The sequence below is a fragment of the Paraburkholderia sp. GAS333 genome (assembly GCF_050435665.1).
Lineage (GTDB): Bacteria > Pseudomonadota > Gammaproteobacteria > Burkholderiales > Burkholderiaceae > Paraburkholderia > Paraburkholderia fungorum_A.
In genome coordinates this window covers 81,340-94,851 of the sequence record NZ_JBNDKS010000004.1, presented here as the reverse complement: position 1 = coordinate 94,851, position 13,512 = coordinate 81,340, and the positions used below count along the sequence as shown (strand labels likewise).

Here is a 13,512-nt window from a genome sequence, read left to right as displayed (position 1 = left end):
CCCTTCCAATTCAGTTACCAGAAGAAGTCCGCGCACGATTGCCGGAACACCATCGTGCATCGAGCGCGGAACCACTCACGCCACCATCCGCGCGCTACTCCAGTACCACAGTTCAGCAGGCGACAAAGCTTTCGAGAACAGGAAACCCTGCAGTTCATCACATCCGATATTGCGCAGAATGCGCGCCTGATGCTCGCTCTCGACACCTTCGGCAACCACCCGAAGACCCAGTTCATGTCCAAGCTCGACGATCGCCCGAATGATCGCGAGATCGGCCGGTGCATCGAGCATGTCCTGTACGAACGCACGGTCGATCTTCAGGCGATCGAGAGGAAACCGGTTCAGATAGTTGAGACTCGAGTAACCAATACCAAAGTCATCGAGGGAAATCTTGACGCCAAGCTTGCGGATCGCCTGAATCGTTTGAAGATAGTTCTCCGCGTTGTCCATCAGCACCGTCTCGGTAATCTCGAGTTCGAGCCGCTCGGGTGCGACGCGATATTGCGCGAGACTGTGCGCGAGAGTCTCCAGCAGATCTGGATCGCGCAGTTGTATCGCCGACAGATTGATCGACACGCGCAAATGCATCCGCCCCTCTTCATCCCACTCGGCGAGTTGCCGGCAGGCTTCGTCGATCACCCATGCACCGATCGGGATGATGAGCCGCGTATCTTCCGCGACCGGAATGAATTGCACCGGCGACACCGTGCCAATCTGCGGACTGTTCCACCGCAATAAACCTTCGACCGCAACCAGCTCGCCCGTGCGCGCATCGACGCACGGCTGATACGCAAGCCGGAACTCGCGCTCCGTAATCGCCGTGCGCAGACACGCTTCGAGCGTCAACCGGTAGCGCGCGCGTTCGGCCATATCGGGCGAGAAGAACTTGACGAGATTGCGGCCGGCCGCTTTCGCCTGATACATCGCGGCGTCCGCGTTCTGCATCAGGGTTTCGATGTCTTCGCCGTCGTCCGGGAACAGCGCGACGCCGACACTGCACGACACCGGCAACGCAGCGCCGCCGAGTTCATGCGGCTGCCGCACGAGCGGCAACAGGCGGTCTTCGATGGCGCGCGTCACGTCCGCCGTGTTGCTCACACCGTTGAGGATCACGGTGAACTCGTCGCCACCCAGCCGGCTAACCGTGTCGTTGCTGCGCACGGCTTGCAGCAGTCGTCGCGACACCGAGCGCAACAGATTGTCGCCAATATGATGGCCCAGCGAATCGTTGATGTTCTTGAAACGGTCCAGGTCGATGAAGAGCACCGCAGCGCGTTGGCCCGTGCGCCGCGCATTGGCGAGCGCGACGCCCAGGCGCTTCACGAATAGCTCGCGGTTCGGCAATTCCGTCAGCACGTCGTGCTCGGCGAGAAACTGGATGCGCGCCTCGCTTTTCTTGCGGTCCGTGATGTCGATCAACGTGCAGATGTAGTGCGACAGATTCGCCCGGCGGTCGCGCACGGCGCTCACCATCAGCCACGCCGGATAGTCGCTGCCCGCCCGCCGCCGCACCTGCGCTTCGCCGTGCCACGCGCTCAGACGGTCGACGGAATCGATGACGGACGGGAAAATATCGCCCTGCTCCTGTGCGCCGAAAAGGAAAGCCGGCTCCTTGCCGGCGACATCGTCGGCACGGTAGCCAGTGGCCCGATAAAACGACGCGTTGGCGGTCACGAGCCGTCGTTGTGCATCGAGAATCAGAATGGCCTCGGATGATGCTTCGAACACCTTGCCCCACAACTCCAGCCGCTGCTCCATCAGCTTGATCTGGTTGATGGGAGTGAAAGCCGTCAATACTGCGTCGCGTCCCTGGAAGTCGAGGCGCCGCGCCGACAGCATCGCCCACGTGGGTTCACCACTGGCCAGCCAGCGCACCTCGAATTCGTCCACGGCGTCGCGGTCGGAGAGTTGCTGGAAAAACCGCGCGCGCACTTCGGAGTCGAGCCCGTAGCCCCACGGGTCGACCGTGCAGCCGTTCAGCCAGGCCAGCGCGGGCCGGTTCGCATGCAGAACCTCGTGACCGGGAATCGCGGTCACGACCATCGGCACCGGCGTCGCCTCGACGAGCGCGTATTGCGCCGCCGACGCGCGCGCGGTCGCGGCGAGTTCCTTCTGCACGTCGCGCTCGCGGTCGAGCTGCGCCAGCATGTCGTTGAAGCCTCGCACGAGCTGGCCGATTTCATCCTGACTGTGCCAGTTGGCGCGCAATGAATGGTCGCCTGTGCGGCGTACGGTATCCATCACACGTGCAAGCTGGCGCAACGGGCGCGACACCTGCTGGGCGACGAAATACACCATGCTGAGAATCGCGCACAGCAGAAAAAATGCCGTCCCGAGGTGTAGCCACATGCGCTGAAAGAGACCGCGCACGCGGGCATGCAGAAGACTTTCGAGTTGACTGCCGGTCATACTCCACGCGTCGCTCACGCTCGTGATGACCTGCTGCTGCGCGGCATCGAGCGCGGCCAGCGTGGCCGTGTCCGCGCCATTGTCGACCGCTGCGCCCGCCACATGGCGATAGGTTTCGATGGCGGCGAGCATGCGTGCAATCGACGGTCCGATCGTGCCGCTCAGCGTGCCGTTCGCCGCCGAAGCTTCCGCGTAGTCGGAGCGTAGCCCCTGCAGTACTGCATCGAGTTGCCCCTCCAGCACGAGGTAGCGGGTACGCATCTCGTCGCGGCTCATCGGTGCGTCGTGCAATCTCGCGCCGGCATTGTGCAGATGACGGCCGATCCGGTTGATGTCGTTGAGCAGTTCCGGGTAACGCAGAATCGACAACGACATCGCGTAATAGCTGTCGAGGTCCGGGTCCAGAATCAGGTTGGACTGGTTGCCGATTCGCGTCACCAGCGCGCGCGTCGCTTCGAGTCCATCGTCCACCGTCGCTGCGCTCGCGTGCGGTGTCGAGATCGCGGCGAGTGCCGTGCGGACCTTTTCGTTTATCTCCGCACTTTGCATGTTCGCGCCAAAGCGGCGCTCGGCGTCGGCGAGCTTACTCGCGGTTTCCTGCGAGTGAGGCGTGGTCCGCGGCTGGCCCGCCCCCGCCATTGCAAAGTCGATGACCGCATCGTGCACGATTGCAACGTAGGCATTGCCGACCAGTTCCTTGTCGGAGAAGTCGATCGCAATGTACTTCTCGTGGATCAGAATGCCGCTGATGTAGACCACCGCGCTGAGGTCGAGCAGATAGATCAGCAGCAACTTGCGGCCGACGCGAAGACGTCCGAGAAATTGGAAGAACGGGTTGCGATTCATCGACGAAAGCACTCGATCGCAAAGCGTTTATTCAGGGTGCGGTATGCCTGACGTTTCACTGCTTGTCTCCGTGCAGGGAACGTCGAACCCGGGTTGGGTCCGACTGAGGGAACCCCCTCAGTCATCCTATCGACCAGCGGAATTTTTTCTTTAGCATTTGCTTAAAATTCGCCAGAACGGTGCCTGAAATGCGACAGCACGGTGCGAAAAAGCCAGCGCACGCCTTGTTTTGGGTCGATCGCTGGAGCGGTTTTCGAGGGGCGGTCTGTAATGAGACCTTCGCTCGATGAGGAGCGAAGGCGCACGTCCCATCCTGATCCGAGCGTTCGATAGAAAGGCGGGAGATCTTCACGCACAGGCTCAGCGCACGACCTGACGGCCACGCGAATATGACGGCTGAGTACGCGGATCTGACACAGGTACCGCCTTGCGAACCGAACGCGTAGCCAGTTGCAGTTCGACGGCAACCGGCGCAGTCTTCTGATCGGGAGATTCATCAATCTGATCGCCGCAGCAGTGCGAGCAAGCGGATCTTGCAACGGAGCAGCACATGGCTATTTCCGAAGACCGTAGCGCCGCCGAACCCGACACGTCCAGTGACGTCTCTGGAGTCGAACTCTCACTGGTGCGTGACGACTTGGCGTTTCGCTTCCAGCGCAAGCTTGGACTGATTCCCGCAAAAGGGATGGGGACGGCCCGCCGCGCCATCATCTTCGCTGCGATCACCTGGCTACCACTCGTGATATGGGCCGTCGCCACCGGTCGAGGCAACTCGATCGACGGCGCGGACACTCTGTTCGGTCATTTCGGCATTCACGTGCGCTGTCTCGTGGCTATTCCGCTATTCATCTTCGCAGAAGACGTAGCGCAGAAATCCGTACCGCCGTTGCTGCGTTACTTCGTCCAGTCGGGTCTCGTACCAACGGAGAAGATTCCGCTATTCCGGGCCTTGATTGCCAGCGTGATCAAGCTCAGGAACGGTGTTCTCCCGTGGGTGCTCATTATCGGCGCAGTGATTGCATGGTCCAGCGCGGGCGCTGTCTTCCGGCAATTCGAGGACATATCGTGGGCGACTGCCGGTGGCGAAGGCAGCGCGGAGATGACTTTCGGCGGCTGGTGGTTCGTGCTGGTAATCCGCCCGATTTTCACCGCGCTTCTGCTCGCCTGGTTATGGCGCGCGTGCCTCGTCTGCGTGCTCACTTTCAGACTCGCGCGCTTTCCGTTGGCGCTGGTGCCCACGCACCCGGATCGCGTGGGCGGCCTCGGCTTTTTCGAGCGCATCATGTTCGTCTTCAGCCCGGTCGCGTTTGCTGTCTCCGCAGTCACAGCCGCGTCGTTCGCGCACGAAGTCGTGTATCACGACGTGCAGGTAATGGCGATCAAAGGCGCCCTGGTGGCTAGCACAGTATTGGTCACGATCGTTTTTCTTCTGCCGATGGTGCCGCTTGCGCTGGTGTTGGGAAGCACGAGGCGCAAGGCAATGATGGACTACGGCAGCCTGGTGGGACACCACGGCAGGCTGGTGCATCGACGTTGGGTGCAGGGTGAAGAGATCGGCTCGCCCGCTATTCTTGACGCAGCCGAACTGGGCCCTGTTGCCGATGTGCAGACCATCTATGCGGCGGTCCAGAATATGCGCTCATTTCCGATTGGCAAGCGCGGCATCGTTGCTATCGCCGTTCCGGCTGTCTTGCCCATGTTATTTGTTGCAGGCATGCAGTTGCCGATGCAAGGCCTTGTATTGAAGGTTCTCAAGACGCTGATTTAATTTGTGCCTGACTTATACCGTTGCCTTCTGCCAGCGTCCCCATTGCCTGAATAGAAATGCGATGCCGGCTTTTCATAGAATCACGTCTCGAACCAATTCTTTAGTTACTGAATAAAGCAAAACCATTCCCCATTTCATTCTGCCCCCACAAAGCACCTTGTCATTATGTAAAGGACTAATATAGGATGATATGGATACCGTAACGGCACTACTTCGCAAAACCAAGTGATTAAAAAATCACTACTCTGCGAAGGAAAAATCGACCAGAAAAACGATAAGACCACATTGTCACGATGTTAAATAAGCTTACAAGCCGCCCGGACATAGCGTGGACATGCGCGACTTCCCTGAATTCGTGTACGAGGACATTAGCAGGAAAAATTCGGCCCAAATAATGCGCCAGGGCAGAGTATTGCCGCGACACATCATTTGCCTTTTTCTGGTTGCGCTGATATTGAACGCCTCACCCGGTGCTTACGCGCATCCATGGCGGGTGGTTATTTTGCCAGGTGCCGACCCCTCTCTACCGGCGGCCTTCGAACAGATCCAGACTCTTCGTAGCACGCTCTCCGCAGTTGCGCCCGACGGTGTGGATTTTTATACCGATTCGCTCGACGGCTTGCGCTTCGACAGTGCCGCGCTAATGCCCGACTTCCTTGCCTTGATGAGACGGAAGTACGAGCACCGGCAGGTCGACATCGTCATTGGACTGGCCGACTTCGCGCTGGAGTTCACGCGCAAATATCACGCGGAAATCTGGCCTGGCGTGCCGGTCGTGATTTCCAGCATCGATGATCGCCGGCTCGCGGGGCTGCCCCCCGACTTCGCGCATGTGCCGATGCGACTCGACATCGACGGTACGCTGGCCATGGCCGAAACGCTCCAGCCCGATGCGCACCGTCTGGTGGTAGTAGGCGGCGTCAGCGAGTTCGACCGCGACGGCGCGGACCGGGCTGCTGCCGTCGCGGCGCAACGCACTAGCCACAAATGGCTGGTCGAAGTCTGGCGAGGTCTGTCGTTGCCCGAACTGCGCCAGCGTCTCGCAACGCTCGACAGGCACAGCGCGGTCCTGTACGCAGGCATGTTCCGCGATCGTGAAGGCCGTACTTATTTTCCCTACGAAGTCGTCGGCCCAATGGCCGAGGTGTCCGGCGCACCCATCTATAGCTGGTATCCCACGTATCTTCCGTACGGCCTGACAGGCGGGTCCGTTATCAGCTTCAGGAAAAACGGCCAGATCACGGGCGAACTTGCTGCGTCGATATTGCTCGGCAAGCAGGCGGCACCGGGTGCCATGACGTCGATGGGAGCGTCGCATTGCGTCGCGAACGTGACACAGCTGGAAAAACTCGGGCTTCGCGCCGATTCGTTGCCGCCGGATTGCGAGTTGATCGACGTACCGCCGTCGATCTGGCGTCAGTACCGTGGCGCCGTCGTGCTCGCGCTGGCAGTTTTAGCCATGCAGGCCCTGACGATTGCTGCACTGCTCTGGCAGCGTCGCGGGCGGCATGTCGCGGAGGATGAGGCCACCCTTCGGCGCGCAGAACTGGCGCGTGCAGCGCGCTTCGCGGCTGCAGGCGAACTGAGCGCGTCGATTGCGCATGAAGTCGGTCAGCCGCTCGGGGCCATTCTCAGCAACGCAGATGCCGCGAGCATGATGATCGACAAACCCGAGCCGAATCTCGAGGAATTGCACGCCATCCTGGCCGATGTGCGGCGCGACGCGCTGCGCGCCAACGAGGTGGTGCAACGTCTGCGTACCCTGCTGCAAAAACAGTCGGTGGCATTCGGTCCGGTCGGTATCGACGATACGGTCGCTGAAACGCTCGCACTGCTCGGCCCAGAATCGCGGCGCCGCAACGTGACAATCGAAGCGAGCCTGGACGCGGGCGGGATTCAACTTCAAGGTGACCGGATCCAGTTGCAGCAGGTCCTGCTCAACCTCGCCATCAACGCACTGGACGCGATGCAGGAGACGCCGCCGTCTGCACGCATCCTGTCGATCTCGACACGTAAGAGCGGCAACGGGCTCGAAATAACCGTGGCCGATCGCGGCCACGGCATTCCGGCGGGAGAAAAAAAGCGACTGTTCGAGTCGCTTTATACGACCAAGCCGCACGGCATGGGCCTAGGCTTATCCATCGTCAGGACCATCGTCGAGGCCCACCGTGGCCGCGTCACCGTTGCAGATCGGGACGGCGGGGGCAGCGTCTTCAGGGTGTGGCTGCCGGAGCGCGGCACGCCGGCTCATGCTGCAAACCGCCGGGCCAGCCGGCATGGCGCCGCCGAGACGAACCTGACTCAGCAGCATCCAACGATACAGGGAGGACGGTTGTGAGTGACCCTATCGACACCGTCGTTCACGTAGTCGACGACGACGAATCCATGCGCACCGCGCTGACCCGACTGCTTACGCACGCCGGCTATCGGGTAAAGGCTTACTCGTCAGCCGGAGAGTTTCTGGTGGCCGAGCCCGATGTGCGGTCTGCGTGCCTGATTCTGGACCTCGAGCTTCCCGGCCCCGGCGGCCTCGAATTGCAGCATGCGCTTCATCGGCTGGGACGCGAAATGCCGATTGTTTTCATCAGCGCGCATCGTGATATTCCCAGTACCGTGCAAGCGATCAAGGCAGGGGCCCGGGATTTTCTCCTCAAGCCGATCAACACGCAGATGCTTCTTGCTGCGGTCGAGAGTGCGATCGCAGTAACGGCTCCAGAGTCGCCCCCGGAAAGCACGGCCGAACCCTTCGCAACGCCCTTGACCGATCGCGAGCGGGCGGTGCTGCGTGGCGTGGTGACCGGGCGGCTCAACAAACAGATCGCCGCCGAACTGGCATTGAGCGAGCGGACCATCAAGACATGCCGGGCTCACCTGATGCACAAGCTGAACGCCCATTCGCTTGCCGAACTCGTGAGGCTGGCCGAGCCGATCTTCCATATCGGAAGGAGCAGGCCCGGTCAGATTGCCCCAACGGGCAATTTCGTTGCCCCTTCCCCGGATAGCGTAAGCGTCCCGCCGCTCCGATACTGATGATCCGTACGAGGCGCTCCCGACGCTAGTCGAGCGGACTCGCCATACGTGTATGGCGAGCTTCGTCTTGCCCGTTCCGTCGTTGCAATCCAACTTGCTGGCTGATCATGGTCCATCCCTCACCCGACGCGACCAACGACAACATCGAGCCCAATTCGCCCGCCGCGCCACCGGGTATGGTCCGGATTGGCGGCGACCTCTTTGTCATGGGATCGGATCATCATTACCCGGAAGAAGCGCCGGCGCACAAGGTGCGCGTGAACGACTTCTGGATAGACCGCCATGCCGTGACGAACGCCGAATTCGGGCGCTTCATCGAGGCTACCGGACACGTCACGACAGCCGAGCGCCCCGCTAATCCAGACGACTATCCGGGCGCGCTGCCCGAGTTGCTGCAGCCGTCCTCGGTCGTGTTCGCCCGCCCCCCCGGGCGTGTCGATCTGCGCAATCACTACAACTGGTGGACCTATATGCGCGGCGCCGACTGGCGCCACCCGCGCGGCCCCGCCAGCTCGCTTGACGGGCTCCTCGATCATCCCGTCGTGCATGTCACTTACGAAGACGCCGAAGCCTACGCAAAGTGGGCCGGCAAGGACCTGCCCACCGAAGCCGAATGGGAGTTCGCCGCGCGCGGCGGTCTCGACGACGCCGAGTTTGTCTGGGGCGCCGAATTCACACCCAACGGCCGGCAGATGGCCAACACGTGGCAAGGCGAATTCCCGTGGCAGAACCTTCTTGAAGACGGCTACGAATGGACCGCGCCGGTCGGCTCTTTTCCGCCGAACGGCTATGGGCTGTACGACATGGCGGGCAACGTGTGGGAGTGGACCAGCGACTGGTATCAGGACCACGGGAAGATCGTGAAAGCATGCTGCACGCTCGACAATCCGCGCGGCGGAACGCGGGAGGCAAGTGTCGATGCGCGCTCCCCTCAAGTCAGGATTGCACGCAAGGTGATGAAAGGCGGCTCGTACCTGTGCGCGCCGAATTACTGCAGGCGCTATCGGCCGGCCGCCCGGATGGCGCAACCGGTCGATACATCCACCTGCCATGTCGGCTTTCGTTGCGTCGTTCGCGACACGGTTCCCGGTTAAGCCCGACAGCCAATACGACCTCTTGCAGACCCGTCGACGACAGGGTCGCGAGAGTTCCGCTACCGGTTACGGTGGCTCTACGCAAAGGAGTTTTTCATGGCGGCGAAGAAGAAAACCAACTTCCTGATCCTTTGGGGAGACGACATCGGTCAGTCCAACCTCAGCATCTTCAGCAAGGGCGTGATGGGATACCGCACGCCCAATATCGACAGCATCGGCGAGGACGGCATGGTGTTCACCGACTATTACGGCGAACAGAGTTGCACGGCCGGTCGCGCGTCGTTCATCACGGGACAATGCGGATTGCGCACGGGACTGACCAAGGTCGGCCTGCCTGGCGCTCCGCTCGGCATGAGCGCCGAAGATCCGAACATTCCCGAGTTGCTCAAGGGTCTCGGGTACAGCACGGGCCAGTTCGGCAAGAACCACTTCGGCGATCGCGACGAGCATCTGCCGACCGTGCACGGCTTCGACGAATTCTTCGGCAATCTCTATCACCTGAATGCCGAGGAAGAGCCTGAATTGCCCGATTATCCCGATCCCAAAGAGTTTCCCGACTTTCACAAGAAGTACGGCCCGCGCGGCGTGCTGCACTGCTGGTCGGACGGCAAGGGCGGCCAGAAAATCGACAATACCGGTCCGCTCACGCGCGAGCGGATGAAAACGGTCGACACCGAGTTTCTCGCGGCCGCCAAGGAATTCATCCAGAAGGCGCACAAGGAAGACAAGCCGTTCTTCGTCTGGTTCAACACCTCGCATATGCATTTCCGCACGCATATCGAGGACCGGATTCGCGGTCAGGCGGGACGCTGGCAGTCGGAGTATCACGACTGCATGATCGAACACGACAAGCATATCGGCGAGATGCTCGCGCTACTAGACGAACTCGGCATCGCGGACGACACCATGGTCATGTACAGCACCGACAACGGTCCGCACATGAACTCGTGGCCCGATGCCGGTATGACACCGTTCCGCAACGAGAAGAACTCGAACTGGGAAGGCGCATACCGGGTGCCCTGTCTGGTTCGCTGGCCGGGCGTGATCAAGCCGGGCACGGTGTGCAACGAGATCGTCAGTCACCTCGACTGGCTGCCTACCATCGTCGACGCGGCGGGCGACCCCGACGTCAAGGACAAACTGACGAAGGGCTTCGAGGCCAATGGCAAGACCTTCAAGGTGCATCTGGACGGCTTCAGTCTGATGCCCTACTTCACCGGTAAGGCGAAGAAACCTGAACGTAAGGGCTTCTTCTATTTCACCGACGACGGCGACCTCGCCTGCCTGCGCTTCGACAACTGGAAAGTCGTGTTCATGGAACAGCGCACGGCAGGCACGTTGCGAATCTGGGCGGAGCCACTGGTCACGTTGCGCGTGCCGAAAATCTTCAACCTGCGAACAGATCCCTATGAGCGGGCGGATATAACGTCCAACACCTATTACGACTGGCTGCTCGACCACACCTTCATCCTTGTGCCGGCGCAGGCTGGCGTGGGCGAATTTTTGCAGACGTTCAAAGCCTTCCCGCCAAGGCAGAAAGCGGCCAGCTTCGGCGTGGATCAGGTGATCGACAAGATGACCGACGCCGCCGGCGGTGGTCATCGCTGATTGCTCCTTCGTGCTCATTGCGCACGGCCAGGCTCGGGTGACGTGGTTGCTGGCGTCGCCCGAGTCCGTTCTTCCCCGGACACCAGGATAGGCCATGGACGCCAAGGCCCTGATTCTCCTCGCGCTCAAGATCGCGATCGCAGGGACGGTGTTGACCTACGGCCTTCAGGCCAAACGCGACGATATGCTGTATATCGTCCATCGGCCCGGGCTGCTTCTACGCTCGCTCATCGCGATGCTGGTGCTCATGCCGCTGCTAGTGGGCGCGTGCGTCTATTTTCTCGATCTGCGGCTGCCGACAGCCGTCGTGCTCACGGCGCTCGCCATTTCGCCCGTGCCGCCGATGCTACCCAAAAAGCAGGAGAAAGCGGGCGGCATCGCACCCTATAGCCTCGGCCTGCTCGTCGTGCTCGCGCTGGTGTCGATCGTCACGGTGCCGCTTACGCTCGTGCTCCTCGACTGGCTTTTCGCGCTGCCACAGGGCGTCGGACCGGTCGCGATCATGGCAATCGTCCTGAAGATGATCATCTCGCCGCTCGCGCTCGGGCTCGTCGTCGCGAAGCTGATGCCAGGTATCGCCGCGAGCGTGAGCCAGCCCATCCACCGCTTCGCCACCGTGCTGCTGCTCGCGGCGTCGCTCGTCCTGCTCGCGACGACGTGGCACGCGATCTGGCTGACCACCAGCCTGTGGACCGTGGTGTCCATCGCGGCGTTCGTGGTGGTCGGTCTTGCCGTCGGTCACTGGCTCGGCGGTCCGGCGCCGGAGCATGCGTCGGTGCTGGCGCTGTCGACCGCTTCGCGCCATCCCGCCATTGCGCTGGCCATCTCGACGGCCAGCTACCCTGGCGAGCAGTTTGCGCCCACGCTCGCGCTTTATCTTCTGCTGTGTACCGTGCTGGTCATTCCTTACGTGAGATGGCAACGCCGCCGTTCGGTCGTCCGCCCCGGCTCGCCATGAAGGAGACGACATGACCTTGCCTGGCGGCCGCGATCCTGCGGCGATACCGAGCACCGATGCCGCCGCAGTCGTGAAGCCCGACGAGGGCACGCTGCAAACGCGGGCGAGAACCTCGCTGGCGGTCGAGCGCACCTTTCTCGCCGTCGAACGCACGCTGATGGCCTGGCTGCGCACATCGCTCTCGATGATCAGCTTCGGCTTCACGCTGGCGAAATTCTTCGAATACCTGGTGCACGAGAACGGCGCGCCCATCGTCGGCCGATTTGGTGGGACCTGGTCGCCGCGCATGGTGGGCACGGCGATGGTCGTCATCGGTACCGTGGCCCTGCTTGCCGCCGTCGTTCAGCACGCGCGCCGGGTCAGCGCGTTACGTCGCGAGGGGCTCGTGCCGCAATGGAACCTCGCTTTCTGGATCGCCATCGCCGTGTCGGCTCTCGGCACGTTCGCTCTAGTCTCTATCGTGCTCGACTGAAGGCGGCAACGTACGGCCGCGAAAGCGAAATGCACATGCGCTTGCTGCGAGTACGCGCGGCGGGTGTATGAGGCAACCACGCCCGACTCGCAGCGTCGTTTGGTACGGTCCTTTGCGAATAGACTATTTCGCGCCTAGAAGCTGAGCGCCAGCCCCAGCGATGCACCCGTCACGTCCTTGCCGAACGCATAACGCGCGACGATTCGAAAGCGCGAGAAGAGCTTCGTCACAGCGCCCGTATCGATTTCAAGACCCGCGCCCAGCGACGTGAGCTGATTGAAACCGAGGATATTCGCCTGACTGCCGAGGTAGGTGGAATGGGACAGCTCGAGCACGTAACGCAGTGGCCGATGCAATGCGAGCAAGCCGGTCGGCGCGCGCCAGCGTGCATAAAGGTTGGTGGACTGCGCGCTGGCCGAGCCCCGCACCGCACTGGAAGAGCCAAAGCTTTGCAGATAAATGTTCGTGTAGCGCAGTTCCAGATCGAACTCATAAGGCTCCTGGCGAGGGTACCAGCCGAGCATCAGCGAGCCGCCAAGGCCATACGCACTGAGGGAACCGTTGCGGATGAAGTCGATGTTGCTGTCCGTCTTGTGGTTGATCAGGAATTGCGCGGCGCTCGCATCGCTCAACACCTCGCCCAACGAAAAATTGAAGATCGGCCGGATGACCAGATCCTTCTTTTCGTTCAGCGGAAAGTCCCAGCCGATTCCGCCCGTCGCTGCCACGTTTGTCCAGCGTGTAGGCAGCGCGCGCTGCTCCTGCCCGTTCGAGGTGACAAACGTCGGATCGTAACGAGACCCGCCGAGCGCGCCTTCCAGGTACAGCGGAAAGCTCTGGCTCAGCGTAAAGCCGCCGCCGAACTGGGTCATGTTCAACGAGGGGTTGCCGGTCGAACCATTGCGAATGCCCAGCGTACTCGCCGACAGATCGGGCGTGACTGAGAAAGACAGTAGCGCGAGCACGGCGTTCGCGCGACGTTGCACGTCCGGCCCGGTAAAAGTCGACGCGCTTTGTGCCAAGGCACTGCCCGGAACGAGCCATTGAGCGCTCGCCAAAAGCAATCCTTGAACGAGAAGCCGGATGCACCGGTGGCGAGCACGTCGATGGCAATCGATAGTCGCGATTTGCGAACCGGTGTCAGGCGCTGTGCCGCTTTGCGACACGAATCGCACGACGGCGCGGAGGATGGAATGCCGGCTCAGCTGCATGGACGAAACAGACCGCAGTGATCGATTGCGTTAGGCAATATCTTTCCCGGCAGATGGCCTGGATCCAGATGCGCGGACGGCTACGACTTTTTCCAACGAGCTGTTCGGAGTGTTGT

9 protein-coding genes are annotated in these 13,512 nt (G+C 61.4%); 7 read left to right on the top strand and 2 right to left on the bottom strand.

The features are described from left to right. Positions 1-75 precede the first annotated feature (75 nt). Positions 76-3,255, bottom strand: coding sequence for an EAL domain-containing protein (locus ABH945_RS22500; RefSeq protein WP_429251992.1), 3,180 nt, complete (start codon positions 3,253-3,255; stop codon positions 76-78). 550 nt (positions 3,256-3,805) lie between these two features. Here ABH945_RS22500 and ABH945_RS22495 point away from each other — a divergent pair. The 7 genes from ABH945_RS22495 (at position 3,806) to ABH945_RS22465 (ending at position 12,185) form a co-directional block, all read left to right on the top strand. Further along, positions 3,806-5,023, top strand: coding sequence for a hypothetical protein (locus tag ABH945_RS22495; protein ID WP_429251991.1), 1,218 nt, complete (start codon positions 3,806-3,808; stop codon positions 5,021-5,023). 454 nt (positions 5,024-5,477) lie between these two features. Then, on the top strand, positions 5,478-7,361 hold the full coding sequence (locus ABH945_RS22490) for a sensor histidine kinase (protein WP_429251990.1): 1,884 nt from the start codon (positions 5,478-5,480) through the stop codon (positions 7,359-7,361). Further along, a complete protein-coding gene (locus ABH945_RS22485) occupies positions 7,358-8,053 on the top strand; it encodes a response regulator transcription factor (protein ID WP_429251989.1) in 696 nt (231 codons plus the stop codon). Before ABH945_RS22490 ends, ABH945_RS22485 begins: the two co-directional genes overlap by 4 nt. A gap of 107 nt (positions 8,054-8,160) precedes the next feature. Beyond that, entirely contained in the window at positions 8,161-9,147 is a 987-nt protein-coding gene (locus ABH945_RS22480; protein WP_429251988.1) for a formylglycine-generating enzyme family protein, read from the top strand. Positions 9,148-9,243: 96 nt separating this feature from the next. Then, a complete protein-coding gene (locus ABH945_RS22475; protein ID WP_074769169.1) occupies positions 9,244-10,755 on the top strand; it encodes an arylsulfatase in 1,512 nt (503 codons plus the stop codon). Between the two features lie 94 nt (positions 10,756-10,849). Continuing rightward, positions 10,850-11,713 (top strand): bile acid:sodium symporter family protein, encoded by an 864-nt coding sequence (locus tag ABH945_RS22470; protein WP_429251987.1) that lies wholly within the window; start codon positions 10,850-10,852, stop codon positions 11,711-11,713. A 10-nt stretch (positions 11,714-11,723) separates the two neighbouring features. After that, positions 11,724-12,185: a YidH family protein gene (locus ABH945_RS22465; protein ID WP_074769171.1), complete on the top strand. Its 462-nt coding sequence runs from the start codon at positions 11,724-11,726 to the stop codon at positions 12,183-12,185. Between the two features lie 134 nt (positions 12,186-12,319). Here the strand turns inward: ABH945_RS22465 and ABH945_RS22460 are convergent, their stop codons facing one another. Then, the gene (locus ABH945_RS22460; RefSeq protein ID WP_429251986.1) at positions 12,320-13,243 is read right to left on the bottom strand and encodes a hypothetical protein; all 924 of its coding nucleotides are present in this window, start codon (positions 13,241-13,243) and stop codon (positions 12,320-12,322) included. Positions 13,244-13,512: the final 269 nt, after the last annotated feature.